We start from the raw sequence: 16,442 nt of genomic DNA, 5'->3' as shown, positions 1-16,442 counted from the left end.
TTATATAACTCAGTCAACTTTCTCTCTTTAAAAAAACGCCTAAATTTTATAGTTGGAGGTATAAAAATGAAAGCAATATTGGGATTGCTTTTAATCTTTAGCGTGGTCTTTGCTCAGCCACACGGAAGGGTGGTGCAAACGCCTTATGCAAAACCCTTCAAAGTGGTTTATGAGCTATTTCTTGACCATCCAGAGAAGATAAGACCAGCTCTTGGATGGATATCCAATGTTATCTTTGTCCTCACAAACCCTCCTTATAATTACAGTCCAGATGATATACACATAGTGGTGGTTTCTCATGGCAGAGAGCTTCCTGTTTTTGCCATGAAAAACAAAGAGCAGTATGCGGATGTGGTAGAAAGGCTTGAAAACCTTAGCATGTATGGAGTAGAGTTTAAGGTGTGCAAAATGGCAGCGGAGCAAATATATGGACTTTCAGAAAAGGACTTTTATCCCTTTGTTGAGCTTGTCCCTTCCGCTATAACAGAGATAATCCACTGGCAACTCCAAGGCTACGCCCTAATGATACCTCAAGTTTTTGAAATAAGAAGATAAGCCCCGAGCCTTCTTAGAGTTTCTTCCTTTTTGCTCTCTTCTACCACCACCAAGTCAAAGTCCATTTTAAGCCTGTCTGCGACAAAGTTAAATATTTCTCTGTAAACCTTCCAGAAGTTTGACCTATCTAACTTTTCTCTTACCACTACGAGCAAGTCCACATCGCTAAGCCCTCTCTCTTCGCCCTTTGCCAAAGAGCCAAAAAGGTATACTTCGCTCACACCTTCCAGCTCGCTCTTCATACTCTCAGCTAAGTCTTTGAGAAAGCTCAGGAGCTCATCCTTCCTTATGTATATGAGCTTTGCACCATTGCAGGATATTATTGCACGCATCTATTGCCTCCCGTGCCTCTTCCTCTGTGTAATAGTCAGAGGGTTTGCCTGCAGGCAGACCATTGGGATATCTCGTTGGTATGTAATACAGGTCAAGGCTCTTAGCGTATCTTTCCACTTCCCTTGGTATGTCAAGCCCTTATGCATGCAGAGTGCTTTGTTCCTAAGTGCTTGCTCCCACCAGTCTTTCCATCGGTTCATACCACTATTATGCAAAATGTCAAGAGGTTAGATTATGACCTAAATCATAATCCTGCCAGTTAGGATATATATGTCCTAACTCCAATATGCTATATTTATGTTATGACTGACCTTATTGGTCTTTATGTTGACCCTTTGGAGCAAGAAAAGGATTTATATTCTTATCCCTCATGGTGGCTTTCTTCTCTTTCCCGTCTTCCTTGCTCTCTGGGTCAGTCCTCTTTTAGGGTCTCCACTCCAAAATCTCGCTACCATAGGCGTAATTACTACTACTGGCTTAAGCATGTTGACATTCCTAAGGCTAACTGGCTACTTATTACCTTGACCTTGACAAGGGAAAACATGCCTCTGGCGGTTGCTTGGCTTTTGATTGGCTACTTCATTTCTCTCTTTCTCAATCGCATGCGTAATTACTTCCGTAGGTCTGGGAAGAAGATTTCATATATCTGGTTCATTGAACCTCACGAGGATGGCTATCCACATGTTCACATTCTCATATCCTTCCCTTTCGTTAGCATTGAAAGGATAGTCCGCTGGTGGCGTGATGGTTCAGGTCAGCCTCTTTCTGCTCCTCAGGGCGTGGATGTTAAGTTCATAGGTCAAAATACCCAGCAGGTTAGGGACTATCTTTTAAAGTATCTCGTTAAGTCCCATGACAAGCTTTTCACCTTTCAGGCTCTTGATAGAATTCGGGGCTTTACTTTTCCCTTCAGGGCTTTGGTGCGTCTTTCCACACTTCTTATATGGTTCTTTTCCGTTCGTCTCTTCGGTCATTCTCATGGTTTGTTTTTGCGTCCTGCTTTGGGTCAAGAAGTCTATACTTTTCAGGGTTTTGTCCCCACTTATTCCCTCTACCGTTTCCGTTATGCCCCTATCGGCATTGACTTCTCGCAGTTCCTTTTTTCCATGTATTACACCGAAAGCCTTGACCTTCCTGAAAGTTCCATTTTTGACATTTTTGAGCTTTTAACTTAGGAGATGTCTTTAAGTTTATCTTTAGCATAGTCATTAACTTTTGCGTAAGTTTGCTCCGTGTATCCTGTTTAAATTACTATGCTTATTTGACTTTTCTCTTTCCCCACTCTATCCTTTTCCTATCACTTTAGGAGGTTATAACATGGCATTTAACGGTTATGGTTCACCGCTTAAGCTCAAGGTCATGATGGTAGAAAAGCGTAGGACATGGGAAAAGAATGGGCGTCAAGGTGCAATTTATCAGCTATACGGACAGCTACATAATGAAAAGCCAGAGTTCCCTCTGTATCTTGTTGTTTCTGCTCCTTTAACTATGCCTATAGCTCCTAATAGTGTTATAGAAGTTCCCATAAGTGGCTTGACCATCTCCCTTGGTGAGCCTCTTTCTGGTGGTGGTTTTTCTCTTGATGCCTCACCTTTTGATGAAGTCCTTCCTAAGGAGGTTAAAAAATAATGGATATTGTGCTTGAAATAACCTCTGCTTATACCTCTGCCTTTACTCCTTCCCTTTTTCTCTTTACCGGTGCTTTTCTTTTGATTTCCATTCTTGCTCTACCTATTTGGCTTTTAAAAAAGCTGTGAGGTGTAGCCATGTCAAAGAGAAAGTTAAAGAAGTTTTTTCAGTCCTTTTCTTCCACCCTTGCCCTTATGGAAGTTTTTAAGGAAGATAAAGCACTTACCAAAAAAATAGTTCTTGCCTTTATTGATGAGATTGAGGGTCTTCCTCTTCCAGTGGATTGGTCTAAAGGCAAGTCTGAGGCTCATTATTGGCATGAAGTTTATGACATAGTCTACAAGCTAAAAAGCCAGCAAAACAGCCAGCAAGACAGCCAGCTACACCATACTACTACTTTAAAGGAGGGTTTAACATGAAGAAGTATCTTATGCCTTTGGCTACTCTTGGCTTGGTGTTAGGTTTTGGTGCTTTTGCCCCTGCCTCAGCGGATATACTTGAAGATGCTACCAACGCAGTTAATACTCTTGTCAGTGGTGTTCAGACCCTTCTTACTGCTGTGGCTTCCATTCTGATATTCTTCCTAACCTACAAGATTATAAAGAGGGCTCTTGGCAGGGCTTAATAACATGCTTAGGAAGGGCTTGGGTGTTCTCATCCTCCTTGCCCTTCCCTTTATCTCCTTTTCTTGGGATTGTAATACTGACCTTCTTGATGTATCTTTCTTCTGTGGTGATGATTTACGCTGTCATTGTTCCTATATTTCTTCTGGCTTTTTTTATTATTGTCTTTTTGTTGATGGAAATGTTTCTTGTCAGAAGGAGACGGATACTGATGTTTTTCCTTTAGACTTCTCTGACCCTCTTGATTATCGTTTTTATGGTTCTTGTCTCTTCCGTGCTAATCAATGCGGGTGTTCCTGTGATTTCTCTTCAGGTGATGGCTCTTCAGGTGATGGCTCTTTAGGTGGTGGCTCTTCCGGTGGTTCTCCCCCTGTTAATCTTTGTTCTGACTTAGATGAGTTTAATAATCTCCTGCTTGGTATAAAACAGGGTCTTCTAAAGATTTTTCTTGCCTCTGCTTTTCTTGTAGGGCTTGCCTCAGCCTCAGCTACTGTTATGAGGGTAAAGGGATGGATATGATATTTTTCCTTTTTGATTTTTTGGTTCAGTCAGCTTGTAATTGTGAAGGGTATATAACTGCTCTTAATCAACTTAATCGGACCCTTTCTGACTTCAAGTCAGACATGTTAAAAATGTTCATTGGTTTTGCCACTGTTCTTGGCATGTTCTCTGCCGTTCTGGTTGGTAATGCTATAAAGAGGAGTTTCAAGCAATGAGGTTTTTGATTTTGTTCGTGCTTATTTTCTCTTTTTCCTATGCCCTCCAGTGTCAGTATGAAAATGTTAACAATACGCAAGTGTGCGTATGTAGGGAACGCAATAATGTTTTTATCGTTGATGATAGTTATTGTTCCTCTTCCTGTTCTTGTGACCTTTCTCAAGTCTTGCAGTCCTTTACTGATACACTTAGTAATGTCCCCCTTGTTCAGTTTCTTACCGGCTTTCGTTTAAATGTTCAGGACACACCCCCGCCTGTTATTCAGGTTAACCTACCGCCTTTTATAAATACTACTATTGATTTAGCTCAAAATCCGCTTATGAACCTTCTCCTTAGCGTTATGCGTATTTCTTGGATAGTCTTCGCCACTATTTTGAGCTATTTCATTATCTTCAGGAGGTAGGTATGCCTTTTTTTATTTTTTTGTTTCTTCTTTTCTCTTTATCGTTTGCGGAAAATAGGCTTGTTCTTGCTCCTGTATTTGTCAATTATTCAAAGTCTTCTCCTGATGAGGTTATACCTCTCCTTGAGGATATGTATCAAAAGTCTCAAAAGTATTATAATGACATGTCTGTTCTCTATCGCATGTATCAGAATAGCTTTTCAGCTGAGGAATTAGCTCAGATAGGTGATAACCTTTCTCGTCTTTCTTCTTCCCTTGATAAGCTCAGAGAACTCAAGGAAGTTTATACTACTCAAGGCTTTTCTAATACTCGTCATTATTTTGACACTATATACACCGTTAGAGATTTACAGATAACCATAAGTAACCTTGAAAGATATAGCTATCCTATTCCTGAGCTTTCTCCTCAGCCTTATACCTTTACCCAGTATGATGTTGACAGGGTTTCAAAACTTCGCTCCTTCCGTAGGCTTTTGGAGTTCTTTATTCCTCGTATGTTTACCCTTGGCTTTGGGTCATTTTTAACTGATGTTCTTCTTGACTTTGCTTATGTCCAAGACCCTAATCAGATACTAAGAAGACTTATGATTTACCGCAAAATTCTTGAGTATAAGCCTTTTGTGCAATTGCCTGACTTTCTTTTTTCTCCTTATTCTCCCATTCCTGAGATTATTAATATTCCTGACACTCAGTTTAATCCTTTTGATTGTTCTCTTCAGTGTTATGCAATTTCTGAATGTTCTTCTTATTGTGTTTCCTGCCTTCCTCGTTATGTTTGGGATGAAAATGGTAATCTCGTATATTCTCCTGAATATTATTTTTCTCTCTCTCGTGGTTGGCGTGGTGTAGCTCCACATTGCCGTGATTACGGCGAGCTTTTTCAAGAATTTGGTGGTATGACCATGCCCTTCATGGGTCCTCCATTTTATACCCCCGGCTGTGAATCAGTTGAGGGGGGTCTTCTTCATATTGAAGATGTCCAAAATATCGTTTTCCTTCGTCTGTTAAATCTTGCTATGGCGTGCTTGGGTGTAGCGTATTGCAATCAATATAATCATACAGGTTTATCTTTAGGCTGGGCTTTGCACTTCGTAAATGAAGCCATAAATACTTATGGTTTGGACAGTGCTACCGCTTTTCATATTGCTCCTCTTGGTCAGTTAAGTGGCTCTGAAGTTCCTCAGGAGCTTTATGATTTAAATGTTTGTACTGGTGTCACCTTTTTTCATCCGGGCATAATATATCCATATACATCCTTCCCCTCTGACCTTAGCACTCTCCCTGACCAGCCTACACGGGGTCTTTGGCGTTCTCCTTCGAACCCTTATGAAGTTTATCTTACTCTTAGTTATGAGTATTGGACACCCACCGCATGTAAGCGTTATATTCCTTTTACTTTTGTTCCTGTTGATAGGTGTGGAGGTGTTGGAAGGCTTTGTTATACTCTTAGGGGTCTTCCTATTCCTATAGAAAACTATGGTCTTATCGCTACTACTCAGTCTGTAGTTGTCACCGTTCCAGTTACTTGTGAGGCTTTCATAAGTCCTACCTTTCCTGATGTTGATGACTTTTTTCCCTACCTTGAGCGTGAACATATATCTACACACTACAGAGAACTTTTGAGAAGATTAAGGGAACTCGTTCGCCAAAGGCAAGAGGTTAAAAAGAGGTATCCTCATGCTCTTCCTTATCTGCCTGCTCCTACTCTTGACCCTCAGACTTATCTATCTCCTGACTTCCTTCCTCTTCCTGATATTGCTTTGCGACCTGTTTCATATATTACTCCTGAAGGCACTATAACTTATGATTTGCAGGATTTAAAACCTTATCTTGATGCTCTTTTAAAGGAAGAGCTTGAGCATATAACACCTTATATTAATGGTGTTCAGCGTGATGATTGTAGAATGCAGGAAGAACATCTTAGGCTTAATTTGTATGAGCTTTTTAGTTTATTCCGTTATTCTTTTTTAGCTTTTTCGCTTCTCTTTGGTTTTCTCTCTGGTATTCTGTCCGCTTATAGTATATATTTGTTTATAAGGAATTTATCCTTATGGAGGGTGTGACCATGTGCTGGTTTTATTGTGCTATTGTGATGGTTATTAACGGCTTGCTTACCTTTGTTGCTTCTGCTCTTTCTGTTATCTCTATCCCAATAGCTCCCTTATCTCAGGTTTTTATTGATAACTGGTTTTTGGCTCGCTCTGGCATTCCTGAAGCTATTGGCATTCTCTCTTCTGCTCTTCTTGTTCGTCTCTCTCTTAATCTCATTCCTTTTTTTAGGATTTAGACATGGCGGTAGTTTTTATAACAGGCACACCGGGGGCTGGCAAAAGCTACTATGCGGTTCTTCGTATTGTGCAAGAGCTTAAGGACACTTCTAAGCTAATAATTACTAATATTGATGGTCTGGATAAGCAAAAGGTCGCCTTCTATTTAGATAAGGAAGACCTTTTGAACCTCTGGACTTTGGATGAGTTTCTTTCTGTTGTTTATGGTCTTGCAAATCTTCATTACGATGGCAATTATAGGAATGCCTTCCTTACTCTTCTTAATGTGGATTTTTGGAAAAGGGTTATTCTTCCCTACTTTTATAAAGAACTTGGTTATAAGAGGTTTATTTTCTATCTGGATGAATTTCAGTCCATTATTGATGAGGATACTGACCTGCACCAGTCCCAGAAGTTTTTCTTTGACTATCACCGTCACCTTGGGATAGATATATATCTGATAACTCAGAGCGTTCAGAGGATGAATAAGGCTATTCGTAATATTGCTGAGGTAGAACTGCGTCTTGTAAACCTTCGTATGTTTGGGCTTTCTTCTGTTGTTCTGCTTAAGACCCTCATCGGTGGCGTTGTGGTAAAGAAGAAGTTACTTAAGTATGACCCTCGTATTTTTGTCCTTTACAGGTCTGCACTTGTTGAGCATCTTAAGGGTGTTCGTGGGCGTCCTCCTGTTATGCTGTTTGTTGGTCTTTTTCTCTTGCTCTTTGCCCTGTTTCAGGGATTTTCTTACATGTCAAAGACTGGTGGGTCTCTTCTTCCTAAGCCTAAGGTATCAAATGCAGTTCCTAATTCTGATGCTAATACAAATACAAAGAAGTCAGCTAGTAATCCTCAACCTTCCTCTCAACCCTTTAGCAGTCCGCCTTCTTATTCTCCTCCTCCGGCATCATACTACTCCTCTAAGCCACCGCCTTCTCCACCACCTTCTTCATCCTCTTTGCCTTCTTTGCCCGCTCCTGCAAGTTCTCGTGATGTTCCACCTTCTGGTAGTTATGTGATTATTTATTCTTCTGACTCACCTTCACCACCGCACTCTTCAGTTCCAGTCCCTTCTGAACCTACTGTTAGGGTGATTGAATAAAGCTCTGCTCCCTCCATCCCTTCCAAGTCAAAGAAGATAAAAAGAAGATAAAAACCTTTATCAACGCTGGCGTGCGTTAGCACGCCAGCATGGTGGGTATGGGGTTGGGGGGTCTGGGGGGGAAGGGGGTAGGGAGGCAGTATTGTCGCCTTCCTCATCCCCTTCCCCCCAGCGGGCGTAAGCCCGTTTTTCAAGCCTCGGGCTTTTTCTTTTTTTCTTTTGGGTTTTCCACTGGTTTCAAGCAGGGGGCTGGGCGTAAGCCAGCCCCTGTGGGCTTGTATATATAATTGGAATAACTCAAAATTTTAGGATGGGTATGTCCTAACTCAAAACCTAACTTTGTTATAATGTTGCTATGGGTCTGTATGATAGGGATTATATGCGGAAGGACTATGATGAGAATAAGAATGTTGATGAGGTAAGAACTCAGGATAAAATCCCTCGTCTTTCAGATAGCTCTGCACCTTCTTGGCTTATCTGGTTGATAGTAATTCTGGCGTTCTTTTCTATAGTCCTCACCCTCTACTTTTCATTTTCTCGTAGCTCCTGAGATAGGATAGGGCTTTGCTTAGGAGCTTTAGCCCTCTGTATAGCTTAATGAGTTCCTCAAGCCTCCTGTGTGGTGTTTCTTCGTGTCTCCAATACTTTATTGTCTTGTTCTTGTTCTTAAACTCTCCTTTTAGCTGTGTGTATGCGTATTTCGTGCCGTTCGGTTTGCTTATCTCCAGTCTTGCGGTGCTTAGTGTATCGTATGCGTATTTTGTTATAAGCCCGTCCCTTATGTCCAATTCCTTTAGCATATTTTCAAGTTCCTCTTCCAGTGCGTCAAATATCTTTTCAAGCTCCTTAATCATGTCTCCTCCTTATGTAGCTTTTGAACTTGACCCTTCCCTTCCTTGTGTAAAGCCTTCCCAGTCCCTTAAGCATGATTTCGTTTCCTTTCATGATTTCCTCTCTTGCGGTCTCTACAAGGCTATCCAGTATCTTCTTTATAGTGTCCTCCTTAGACCTTAGCCTATTGGCTATTAGTTTGGCAAGTGTTTGCCTGTTGTGTCTCATGTCTATCCTCCTGACTGAATTTTTCCTTATGTTTAAGACAGTAATAAACCCATTCTATGACCTTGCTGGCAGTTTTATAGACTGCCTTTTTCGCTGACTGTTCTCTTTCCTTAATTCTCAGGAAGTATTCCTTAACCCTTTTGTGGTTGGACCTCTCTCGGATGGCTTGTATGACATACATGTATATCAGCTTTCTCACTAACTTGTTCGTGTAGTTGTTTACTACGTTTTTCTCCTTCTTTCCTGACTGATGCACTCTGAGACCTAAACCCATATAACTCTTAAACCTTTTGACATCTGGAAACCTCTCCACATTGATGTATACGCTTATTAGGTAGGCACATGTTATATATGAGAATCCAAAACTTCTGAGTATTTCAGTGTCTTCCCTGTGGTATGTCTCTATGAAGTCCTTTATGTCCTCCTCTACTTCTTCCACTTGCTTGTTTATTAGCCTTATCCTCTCTATATCCCTTTTCAGTAGCCCTGTGTATAGTATTCCCGTTATGCTCTTTTCCTTGACAAAATCGTAATTGAGAACCCTACTCCAAAACTGGGTCTTATTGTATTGTTTCATGTCTGGATATAACACCTCTATCTTCTGCCTCAAAAAGTTCTGTATCATAGTCCTCTCTTTTATCAGCTTTTCTCTTTCTGTGATTAACCACTTTAGCCAGTATACTCTTATATCACTCTCGGTCAGCTCCCTCGTGGGTAGCCCTTCCATTCCATACTTTACTAGGCTAACTGCGTCCTTTTTGTCCGTTTTCTTTTCTCCATACAGCTTTATGTATCTATGAAATCTCAGCCCGTCTACCAGCCTTATGCTTACTTCGTAGCCCTGTGTTCTCAGTTCCCATAGGAAGGATATAACTGGAAAGGAATAAATTCCCGTCTGTTCCAAGAATACGGTTATTTTCCTTTCTCCAGTCTGGTGTATGGTTAATCTTATCAGGTTCAGGTCTTCGGTTGATATGGCAAACTCCTTGCTTAGTAAAAACTGTCCTTTTCTTGCAAAGGCTACACTAACCTTGTCCTTGCTAATGTCCGCTCCAATGTATAACATTTTTCACCTCCGCCCACTATCCTATGAGAGGTCAAGCCTAAAAAGGCATGCCCCATTACCACTATCAGGGCTAAAGGCTTATCCCTTAACAGAAGGCATGACACCCCCCAAGATGAACCTAGGGATGCTTACGCTCCCAGGACTATACGTGAGGTAATGCCATGCCCTCTATTAAAGGATAATTCAATTAGAGGATGCAACTCCTCAAATACTTCCTTAAGTCTTATCTTGCATGTTTTGGCGTCTTCTCTGTAGCATACGTCTAAATCGTTCCAAAGCATACCTATGCATTTCCTTAGTATCCATCTTATTTCTCTTCTCTCTTCCTGTTCCTTAAGTCTTTCCAGTATCTCAAGCAGTTCGTTAGCTATGTCTATCAGGCATATGTCCCTGTTGCCTCTTTTCCATTCCTCATATAGCTTGTAGAGTTCTTTTAGGTCTGGGTATTGATAGAGAATACGCTTATATACACTGTTAGAGATATTTCTAACTTTATGCATGTATTATAGGATGGACTATACTATAACAGAGGCATGAGGGTTTTTTATGACTTTTCCCTTATAACCGACTACGATGTATACCTTTTTAAAGAAGGTTCTCATTGTAGGCTATATGAAAAGTTGGGCTGTCATCTTTTTGAAGATGGTGCCTATTTTGCGGTATGGGCTCCCCATGCGGAGCAAGTTTTCCTTTTTGGAGATTTCAATAGTTGGGACAAGCACTCCCTGCCTTTGAGGAAAAGAGAAGATGGCTCGGGTATATGGGAAGGCTTTGTAAAAGGTGTCAAAAAGGGTCAAAGGTATAAATACCACCTTTATACTTCGTGGGGCTACTGGACAGACAGGGCAGACCCCTTTGGCTTTTTTCACGAAACTCCACCCTTGACCGCCTCTATCGTATGGGAGCTAAATTATGAATGGCACGACGCAGAATGGCTAAGGAAAAGAAGGGAGCTAAACCATCACAGGTCTCCCATAAGCATATACGAGGTTCATCTTGGTTCGTGGAGAAGAGTGCCAGAAGAGGGAAACAGATGGCTAAGCTATAGAGAGCTTGCACCTCTTTTGGCAGAGTATGTAAAGGAAATGGGTTTTACCCACGTGGAGTTTCTACCTGTGATGGAGCATCCCTTTTATGGGTCTTGGGGCTATCAGATAACGGGCTACTTTGCACCCACTTCACGCTATGGCACACCTCAAGACTTTATGTATCTTGTGGACTATCTCCATCAAGAGGGTATTGGAGTCATCCTTGATTGGGTTCCCTCTCACTTTCCCACCGATGGGCATGGGCTGGCATACTTTGATGGGACCCACCTTTATGAGTATGGAGATTGGAGAAAGGGCTGGCATCCCGACTGGAAAAGCTACGTTTTTGACTATGGAAAGGGTGAGGTAAGGTCCTTTCTGCTCAGCTCCGCTCACTTTTGGCTTGAGAAATACCACGTGGACGGTCTTAGGGTAGATGCGGTTGCCAGCATGCTCTACTTGGACTACTCAAGGCATGAATGGGTTCCCAACATATACGGTGGCAAAGAAAACCTTGAAGCCATAGACTTTTTGAAAAAGCTCAATACATGCCTATACAGGGATTTTGAGGGCATACAGACTATAGCGGAAGAGTCTACCGCCTTTCCCATGGTAAGCAGACCCGTGTATCTTGGTGGGCTTGGCTTTGGCTTTAAATGGAACATGGGCTGGATGAACGACACGCTTTTTTACATGTCCAAAGACCCCATATACAGGAAATACCACCATCATCAGCTCACCTTTAGCATCTGGTATGCCTTTTCTGAAAACTTTATACTTCCCCTTTCCCACGACGAAGTAGTCCATGGCAAAGGCTCACTCATATCCAAGATGCCAGGCGACTATTGGCAAAAGTTTGCCAACCTTAGGCTCCTCTTCGGATACATGTGGACTCATCCAGGGAAAAAGCTCCTCTTTATGGGTGGAGAGTTTGCTCAGTGGCGAGAGTGGAACCATGACCAAAGTCTTGATTGGCATCTTCTTCAATACGAGAGCCACAGAGGAATTCAAAGGCTCATAAAGGACCTAAATAAGCTCTACAGAGAAGAGAAGGCACTTCACGAGCTGGATTGCGAGCCAGAGGGCTTTGAATGGGTAGATTTCTATGACTGGGAGAAGAGTATTATTAGCTACCTTAGGAAATCCTCCAAGGGAGACCTCTTGCTTGTGGTTTGCAACTTCACACCCGTTCCTCGCTTTGAATACAGAATAGGTGTACCAAAGGCAGGCTTTTGGAAGGAGCTTTTAAACACAGACTCTGAGATATACGGTGGCTCAAACCTTGGTAATATGGGTGGAGTATGGGCGGAAGAAGTGCCTTTTCATGGAAGACCTTTCTCTCTTAAACTTACACTACCACCTCTTGCGGTGGTGGTATTAAAGAAGGTTTTATAAGTTAGAACTTCATATTTTTAGGATACGGATTGATAGAGAGCTCTTCAATGGCAGAGAGTATCCTATAGGTGTGCTGGCGGTCAATCCTTTTGAAGTCATCGCTTACCGATTTTTTGAAGAGTAGTTTATACATAAAGAGTTTTCTTTATAGCATCCAAGCTAAGGAGTTCTTCGTCTTTCCTTTCCAAAACTACCTTAACATCATGCATATCTTCAATAAGCTGTGTAAATTCCTTCCATGGCATTATAATTTCCTTGATTTTCTTATTCTGGTCTATTATATACTTTACCCTTTCCTTAGAATGCTTTTTCATAGGGTTCAATTTATGCTACTCCTCTATTTTGGCAACTTGTTCTATGGGTCGGGCGGGAGTCGAACCCGCGACCCACGGATTAAGAGTCCGTTGCTCTGCCTGCTGAGCTACCGACCCTCTGCAGTCTATTAATTATAAAACTTTCTAAAAACTCTTTCAAGCCTTCCATTTCCACTTCAAAGTCAAGATAGAAAAGGTTTTCCGCAGGCTCTAACTTTACAAGGTCCTTTAAGGTAGTTATGTATAACTTGCCACTTTGAAGTCTGAAGCCTCTATAGTGATAGTGGTCTGGAAAGCCAAGGGTGTCTTCCAATCTTATGCCTAATCTTCTGAGGGTTTGGAAAAACTGCTCGTTGTCTCCAAGTCCACAAAAGGCTATAAAGCTAAGCTCATGGTAGTTTTCTGCCTGCCTGTGGTCTGTGCTCCTAAGTATCCTCCAGCCACTTCTACGCATCTTAAAGGTAGGCTTGTGAGCATGTCTCCAGTCAAAGTCCTCAAGCTCTACGTATGAAAGCACAAAAGCGTCTGCCCTTTCCATGCACTCAAGAGGCTCTCTCAATCTACCAAAAGGTAGAACCCTGTCTGAGAAGTCTCTTTTTCTGAGAAGAAGAAGGTCTAAGTCTCTGTGTATTTTCCTGTGCTGAAAGCCATCGTCAAGGATGATAAGCTCTGGTTTTAATTCCCTAAGGGCAAAGTCCGCACCCCTGCACCGCACCTCATCCACCACAAGGCTAACCCTTGGCAGTAGCTTTGCCAACATATAAGGCTCATCTCCAGCCTCCTGCCAGCTTGCTTTTAACCTGCCCCATTCAGAGACCAAAAGTGTTCCCTTTGTGCTCCTTTTGTAGCCTCTTGAAAGGATGCATACCCTTAGGTTCTCAGAAAGCACGTTGGCTATATACCTAACCAAGGAGCTTTTCCCACTTCCTCCCACAGACAGATTACCAACTGAAATAACAGGAACAGAAACTTCGCATTGAGCCATAAGACCTGAGTCATAAGCCCAGTTTCTAAGTTTGACTGCCCAAAGGTATGGATTGAGGCTTTCAAGCATCTTTAAACCTTTTAGCATCCTTTATAAGAAGGAAGGCTAGCAAAAAGCCTCCAATTATGGCACTCAAATACTGAGTTATAAACCTCCAAAGCAAGGAAAAGCCTCCAAGAAGAGAAAGCTCTAAGAAGGGTTCAAAGGCATACAATGCCCCCACCTCCCCCACACCACTTCCACCCGGAGTTGGACTTATAAATATGGCATACAACAGCATAAGCTGGTGTTCTATAAGATTTAATAACTTAGGTTCTGGGTTAAAGCTCTTTAGAAGAAAGGCACCAGACGCCAAAAAGGATATATACAAAAGCACACTGCTTATAGAGGCAATTAATATGCTCCCCTTTTTATCCCTTAAAAATATCTTTGAAACTACAAGGTATTTCTTAAAGGTATATATCAGTCTTTGCATAAACTTCTGGTTTTGTGCGGTTTTTCTGTTAAAAAGTAGTCTGAAGAGTGAGTATAAAATCAAGCCCAAGCTTAAGAAAAAGAACAGAATGTAGATTATCCTTACTCCATGAGAAGGGTTTTTATAAAGATAGATAAAGGCATAAGGCAAAGCCAGAATAAAAAAGGTCATCCCTGTTATGGTCTTCATAGTGACGATACTCATAACTTTGTGAAGTTTTCCGCCTTTCCTTGAGAGGGTATACATGGACATGAACTCACCACCCATGTGGGCAGGCGTTATGGTTGCTCCAAAAGTGTTTATAAAAGAAACCATATAACCGTAAAGGAAGGAATACCTCAGCTTCATAGCCCTTGAAAGCACAAAAAGCCTAATGTTGTCAAAGCTATGGTAGAGAAACATAAACAAAAGTGAAAGGAGCATATACTTCTTGTCCGCATGGATAAGCACGTTAAAAAAGTCCTTTGTAAAAGTCTTCTTGACTATATAGACCAATGAACCGCCCACAAATAGGAGGGTAAGGAGTATGCCATACAGAATTGACCTATACATCCGTAGGTTTATATTTTAATCCTCATGCGAGTCCTTATGATAGACAACTATGATTCCTTTACCTACAACTTGGTGCAATACCTGCAGATGCTTTCTGCGGATGTGGCTGTAAGAAGAAACGATGAGATAAGCCTTGAGGACATAAGAAGGGCAAAGCCAGATGCTATTGTGATATCTCCTGGACCCTGCACTCCAAAGGAAGCAGGCATATCTGTGGATGTCATAAGGGAGTTTTACAGGGAAATACCCATACTGGGTGTTTGCTTGGGTCATCAGTCTATAGGCTATGCCTTTGGGGCAAGGATAGTGAGGGCAAAAAGGCTTATGCATGGCAAGACTTCTCAGATAACACACACAGGCGAGGGCATCTTCGAAGGTCTCAAAAACCCTTTTACTGCGGTAAGATATCATTCTCTTGTCATAGACAAGAGCACCCTGCCAGAGGTTTTAAAGATAACCGCGTGGTCTGAAGACGATGAAATAATGGGTATCCAACATGTGGAGTATCCTCTCTTTGGTGTCCAGTTTCATCCAGAATCCGTTCTTTCAGAAGAAGGTATGAAACTTCTTGAAAACTTTCTTAGAATAGCAAAGGAGAGAGTTTTGGTATAATTGAATTGTGAAGGTTTTAGTGGTCGGCAATGGTGGTAGGGAGCACGCCATAGCATGGAAGCTGTCTCAAAGTCCTTTGATAAAAGCTCTTTATTGTGCTAAGGGAAATGCTGGCACTTCAAGGATAGCCAGAAATATACCCATAGAGCCTACAGACATAAAAGCCCTCGCGGACTTTGCCCAAAGAGAAGGTATTGACTTTACGGTGGTTGGACCAGAGGCACCCTTGTGTGCTGGTCTTGTGGACGAGTTTGAAAGGAGGGGTCTAAGGGTCTTTGGACCCTCTCAGAGGGCTTCTATGCTTGAGGGGAGTAAGGTCTTTGCTAAGGAGTTTATGCAAAGGCATGGTATACCCACCGCAGAGTTTCATGTATTTGAAGACCCACAAAAGGCGAGGAATTTTGTGAAGGATTTTGGTGTTCCAGTGGTTATAAAGGCGGATGGGCTTGCAAGTGGTAAGGGGGTGGTGGTTTGTAAGAGCCAAGAAGAAGCTATGCAAGCCATAGAAAGGCTAATGGTAAGAAAAAGTCTTGGCGAAGCGGGGTCAAGGGTGATTATAGAAGAATACCTTGAAGGTGAAGAAGCCTCTTACATAGTGCTTCTCAATGGAGACAGATACCTACCTCTGCCTACCTCTCAAGACCACAAAAGACTTCTTGACGGTGATATGGGTCCAAACACAGGTGGCATGGGAGCATACTCACCCAATCCTTTTGTGGACGAAGATACAGAGAAAGCCATAAGGGAGCAGATAGTAGAAAGGGTAATAGAAGGTCTAAAGAGAGAGGGCATATACTACAGGGGCTTTCTGTATGTGGGGCTTATGCTTACCCATAGAGGACCAAAGGTGTTAGAGTTTAACGCAAGGCTTGGAGACCCAGAAGCCCAGCCACTTCTTATGAGGCTAAGGGAAGACTTCCTCCAAACTCTGCTTGATTTTTATGAAGGCAAGGATATAAGCCTTGATATAGACCCAAGGCATACCCTGTGCGTAGTCCTTGCAAGCAAGGGCTATCCAGAAAAGCCAGAGGATGGTAAGGAGGTCTTGGGGCTTGAGGAAGTGGAAAAATTAGAGGATATAGTGCTTTTCCATGCTGGAACGGAGGAAAGGAATGGCAAAATATACACAAGGGGTGGAAGGGTTTTGAATGTATGTGCTTGGGGAAGGGACTTACAGGAAGCAAGGGAAAGGGCTTACAAGGCGGTTGAGAAGATAAGGTTTGAGGGCATGCATTACAGAAGGGACATAGGGCTTAGGGGGATAAGGTCGTTAACTGAAAGAAAGTGCTTTTAAACCTTTATAGCATACGCTTCAATCTAATATTTCTAT

At 42.0% G+C, this 16,442-nt stretch carries 22 protein-coding genes and 1 tRNA gene; 12 read left to right on the top strand and 11 right to left on the bottom strand.

Translation table 11 applies throughout. The features are described from left to right. Positions 1-66: 66 nt before the first annotated feature. On the top strand, positions 67-555 hold the full coding sequence (locus tag G3M65_RS10205; protein ID WP_173834586.1) for a DsrE family protein: 489 nt from the start codon (positions 67-69) through the stop codon (positions 553-555). Here the strand turns inward: G3M65_RS10205 and G3M65_RS10200 are convergent. Together G3M65_RS10200 and G3M65_RS10195 are read right to left on the bottom strand one after the other, a co-directional pair. Beyond that, positions 531-887 carry a nucleotidyltransferase family protein gene (locus tag G3M65_RS10200; RefSeq protein WP_173834585.1) on the bottom strand — a complete coding sequence of 119 codons (357 nt, stop codon included), beginning with the start codon at positions 885-887 and terminating at the stop codon, positions 531-533. The genes G3M65_RS10205 and G3M65_RS10200 overlap by 25 nt on opposite strands. After that, positions 832-1,005: a HEPN domain-containing protein gene (locus tag G3M65_RS10195; RefSeq protein ID WP_217422972.1), complete on the bottom strand. Its 174-nt coding sequence runs from the start codon at positions 1,003-1,005 to the stop codon at positions 832-834. The genes G3M65_RS10200 and G3M65_RS10195 overlap by 56 nt, the downstream gene beginning before the upstream one ends. 185 nt (positions 1,006-1,190) lie before the next feature. On the opposite strand from G3M65_RS10195, the gene G3M65_RS10190 reads away from it, so the two are divergent. From G3M65_RS10190 to G3M65_RS10160, 8 genes are all read left to right on the top strand, one after another. After that, positions 1,191-2,063 carry a rolling circle replication-associated protein gene (locus G3M65_RS10190; RefSeq protein ID WP_173834582.1) on the top strand — a complete coding sequence of 291 codons (873 nt, stop codon included), beginning with the start codon at positions 1,191-1,193 and terminating at the stop codon, positions 2,061-2,063. 142 nt (positions 2,064-2,205) lie between these two features. Beyond that, a complete protein-coding gene (locus G3M65_RS10185) occupies positions 2,206-2,517 on the top strand; it encodes a hypothetical protein (protein WP_173834580.1) in 312 nt (103 codons plus the stop codon). Then, the gene (locus G3M65_RS10605) at positions 2,517-2,645 is read left to right on the top strand and encodes a hypothetical protein (protein ID WP_256370816.1); all 129 of its coding nucleotides are present in this window, start codon (positions 2,517-2,519) and stop codon (positions 2,643-2,645) included. Before G3M65_RS10185 ends, G3M65_RS10605 begins: the two co-directional genes overlap by 1 nt. A gap of 9 nt (positions 2,646-2,654) precedes the next feature. Further along, entirely contained in the window at positions 2,655-2,936 is a 282-nt protein-coding gene (locus G3M65_RS10180; RefSeq protein ID WP_173834578.1) for a hypothetical protein, read from the top strand. Further along, positions 2,933-3,142, top strand: coding sequence for a major capsid protein (locus G3M65_RS10175; RefSeq protein WP_173834576.1), 210 nt, complete (start codon positions 2,933-2,935; stop codon positions 3,140-3,142). The genes G3M65_RS10180 and G3M65_RS10175 overlap by 4 nt, the downstream gene beginning before the upstream one ends. 4 nt (positions 3,143-3,146) lie before the next feature. Then, positions 3,147-3,659, top strand: a complete 513-nt coding sequence (locus G3M65_RS10170) for a hypothetical protein (RefSeq protein ID WP_173834574.1) — start codon at positions 3,147-3,149, stop codon at positions 3,657-3,659. A 1,095-nt stretch (positions 3,660-4,754) separates the two neighbouring features. After that, on the top strand, positions 4,755-6,323 hold the full coding sequence (locus G3M65_RS10165) for a hypothetical protein (RefSeq protein ID WP_173834572.1): 1,569 nt from the start codon (positions 4,755-4,757) through the stop codon (positions 6,321-6,323). A gap of 226 nt (positions 6,324-6,549) precedes the next feature. Then, a complete protein-coding gene (locus G3M65_RS10160) occupies positions 6,550-7,626 on the top strand; it encodes a zonular occludens toxin domain-containing protein (RefSeq protein ID WP_173834570.1) in 1,077 nt (358 codons plus the stop codon). Positions 7,627-8,141: 515 nt separating this feature from the next. Here the strand turns inward: G3M65_RS10160 and G3M65_RS10155 are convergent. The 4 genes from G3M65_RS10155 to G3M65_RS10140 form a co-directional block, all read right to left on the bottom strand. After that, positions 8,142-8,480 (bottom strand): hypothetical protein, encoded by a 339-nt coding sequence (locus G3M65_RS10155; RefSeq protein ID WP_173834568.1) that lies wholly within the window; start codon positions 8,478-8,480, stop codon positions 8,142-8,144. Continuing rightward, positions 8,473-8,685, bottom strand: coding sequence for an HU family DNA-binding protein (locus G3M65_RS10150; RefSeq protein ID WP_173834566.1), 213 nt, complete (start codon positions 8,683-8,685; stop codon positions 8,473-8,475). The genes G3M65_RS10155 and G3M65_RS10150 overlap by 8 nt, the downstream gene beginning before the upstream one ends. After that, positions 8,642-9,751 carry an IS110 family transposase gene (locus G3M65_RS10145; RefSeq protein ID WP_173834564.1) on the bottom strand — a complete coding sequence of 370 codons (1,110 nt, stop codon included), beginning with the start codon at positions 9,749-9,751 and terminating at the stop codon, positions 8,642-8,644. Before G3M65_RS10145 ends, G3M65_RS10150 begins: the two co-directional genes overlap by 44 nt. 128 nt (positions 9,752-9,879) lie before the next feature. After that, positions 9,880-10,251: a hypothetical protein gene (locus G3M65_RS10140; protein WP_173834561.1), complete on the bottom strand. Its 372-nt coding sequence runs from the start codon at positions 10,249-10,251 to the stop codon at positions 9,880-9,882. Between the two features lie 33 nt (positions 10,252-10,284). Between G3M65_RS10140 and glgB the strand changes: the two genes are divergently transcribed. After that, positions 10,285-12,174, top strand: coding sequence for a 1,4-alpha-glucan branching protein GlgB (gene glgB, locus G3M65_RS10135; protein ID WP_173834559.1), 1,890 nt, complete (start codon positions 10,285-10,287; stop codon positions 12,172-12,174). 1 nt (position 12,175) lies between these two features. Here glgB and G3M65_RS10600 read toward each other — a convergent pair whose 3' ends face one another. From G3M65_RS10600 to G3M65_RS10115, 5 genes are all read right to left on the bottom strand, one after another. Continuing rightward, entirely contained in the window at positions 12,176-12,307 is a 132-nt protein-coding gene (locus tag G3M65_RS10600) for a type II toxin-antitoxin system RelE family toxin (protein WP_256370815.1), read from the bottom strand. Beyond that, positions 12,300-12,488: a hypothetical protein gene (locus G3M65_RS10130; RefSeq protein ID WP_173834557.1), complete on the bottom strand. Its 189-nt coding sequence runs from the start codon at positions 12,486-12,488 to the stop codon at positions 12,300-12,302. The genes G3M65_RS10600 and G3M65_RS10130 overlap by 8 nt, the downstream gene beginning before the upstream one ends. 44 nt (positions 12,489-12,532) lie before the next feature. Beyond that, positions 12,533-12,605 (bottom strand) — tRNA-Lys (locus tag G3M65_RS10125). Beyond that, a complete protein-coding gene (gene lpxK, locus G3M65_RS10120; protein WP_254426333.1) occupies positions 12,568-13,473 on the bottom strand; it encodes a tetraacyldisaccharide 4'-kinase in 906 nt (301 codons plus the stop codon). Before lpxK ends, G3M65_RS10125 begins: the two co-directional genes overlap by 38 nt. A 61-nt stretch (positions 13,474-13,534) precedes the next feature. After that, the gene (locus G3M65_RS10115) at positions 13,535-14,500 is read right to left on the bottom strand and encodes a flippase-like domain-containing protein (protein ID WP_173834555.1); all 966 of its coding nucleotides are present in this window, start codon (positions 14,498-14,500) and stop codon (positions 13,535-13,537) included. A gap of 24 nt (positions 14,501-14,524) precedes the next feature. Between G3M65_RS10115 and G3M65_RS10110 the strand changes: the two genes are divergently transcribed. Continuing rightward, complete coding sequence (locus tag G3M65_RS10110; protein WP_173834553.1) at positions 14,525-15,112, top strand: anthranilate synthase component II; 588 nt, start codon at positions 14,525-14,527, stop codon at positions 15,110-15,112. Positions 15,113-15,119: 7 nt separating this feature from the next. Continuing rightward, positions 15,120-16,406 carry a phosphoribosylamine--glycine ligase gene (gene purD, locus G3M65_RS10105; protein WP_173834551.1) on the top strand — a complete coding sequence of 429 codons (1,287 nt, stop codon included), beginning with the start codon at positions 15,120-15,122 and terminating at the stop codon, positions 16,404-16,406. The last annotated feature ends 36 nt before the right edge of the window (positions 16,407-16,442 follow it).

The organism is Hydrogenobacter sp. T-8, from assembly GCF_011006175.1.
Taxonomy (GTDB): Bacteria; Aquificota; Aquificia; order Aquificales; family Aquificaceae; genus Pampinifervens; species Pampinifervens florentissimum.
This window is presented reverse-complemented; position numbering and strand designations above follow the sequence as displayed.

What these genes read in the sequence shown, in the direction of transcription:
- lpxK (WP_254426333.1), bottom strand. Translation starts at nt 13,473, where the DNA reads ATGGCTCAATGCGAAGTTTCTGTTCCTGTTATTTCAGTTGGTAATCTG.
- G3M65_RS10200 (WP_173834585.1), bottom strand. Translation starts at nt 887, where the DNA reads ATGCGTGCAATAATATCCTGCAATGGTGCAAAGCTCATATACATAAGG.
- G3M65_RS10600 (WP_256370815.1), bottom strand. Translation starts at nt 12,307, where the DNA reads ATGTATAAACTACTCTTCAAAAAATCGGTAAGCGATGACTTCAAAAGG.
- glgB (WP_173834559.1), top strand. Translation starts at nt 10,285, where the DNA reads ATGAGGGTTTTTTATGACTTTTCCCTTATAACCGACTACGATGTATAC.
- G3M65_RS10605 (WP_256370816.1), top strand. Translation starts at nt 2,517, where the DNA reads ATGGATATTGTGCTTGAAATAACCTCTGCTTATACCTCTGCCTTTACT.
- G3M65_RS10170 (WP_173834574.1), top strand. Translation starts at nt 3,147, where the DNA reads ATGCTTAGGAAGGGCTTGGGTGTTCTCATCCTCCTTGCCCTTCCCTTT.
- G3M65_RS10165 (WP_173834572.1), top strand. Translation starts at nt 4,755, where the DNA reads ATGTTTACCCTTGGCTTTGGGTCATTTTTAACTGATGTTCTTCTTGAC.
- G3M65_RS10115 (WP_173834555.1), bottom strand. Translation starts at nt 14,500, where the DNA reads ATGTATAGGTCAATTCTGTATGGCATACTCCTTACCCTCCTATTTGTG.
- G3M65_RS10175 (WP_173834576.1), top strand. Translation starts at nt 2,933, where the DNA reads ATGAAGAAGTATCTTATGCCTTTGGCTACTCTTGGCTTGGTGTTAGGT.
- G3M65_RS10150 (WP_173834566.1), bottom strand. Translation starts at nt 8,685, where the DNA reads ATGAGACACAACAGGCAAACACTTGCCAAACTAATAGCCAATAGGCTA.
- G3M65_RS10110 (WP_173834553.1), top strand. Translation starts at nt 14,525, where the DNA reads ATGCGAGTCCTTATGATAGACAACTATGATTCCTTTACCTACAACTTG.
- G3M65_RS10185 (WP_173834580.1), top strand. Translation starts at nt 2,206, where the DNA reads ATGGCATTTAACGGTTATGGTTCACCGCTTAAGCTCAAGGTCATGATG.
- G3M65_RS10155 (WP_173834568.1), bottom strand. Translation starts at nt 8,480, where the DNA reads ATGATTAAGGAGCTTGAAAAGATATTTGACGCACTGGAAGAGGAACTT.
- G3M65_RS10130 (WP_173834557.1), bottom strand. Translation starts at nt 12,488, where the DNA reads ATGAAAAAGCATTCTAAGGAAAGGGTAAAGTATATAATAGACCAGAAT.
- G3M65_RS10180 (WP_173834578.1), top strand. Translation starts at nt 2,655, where the DNA reads ATGTCAAAGAGAAAGTTAAAGAAGTTTTTTCAGTCCTTTTCTTCCACC.
- G3M65_RS10145 (WP_173834564.1), bottom strand. Translation starts at nt 9,751, where the DNA reads ATGTTATACATTGGAGCGGACATTAGCAAGGACAAGGTTAGTGTAGCC.
- G3M65_RS10160 (WP_173834570.1), top strand. Translation starts at nt 6,550, where the DNA reads ATGGCGGTAGTTTTTATAACAGGCACACCGGGGGCTGGCAAAAGCTAC.
- G3M65_RS10140 (WP_173834561.1), bottom strand. Translation starts at nt 10,251, where the DNA reads ATGCATAAAGTTAGAAATATCTCTAACAGTGTATATAAGCGTATTCTC.
- G3M65_RS10205 (WP_173834586.1), top strand. Translation starts at nt 67, where the DNA reads ATGAAAGCAATATTGGGATTGCTTTTAATCTTTAGCGTGGTCTTTGCT.
- G3M65_RS10190 (WP_173834582.1), top strand. Translation starts at nt 1,191, where the DNA reads ATGACTGACCTTATTGGTCTTTATGTTGACCCTTTGGAGCAAGAAAAG.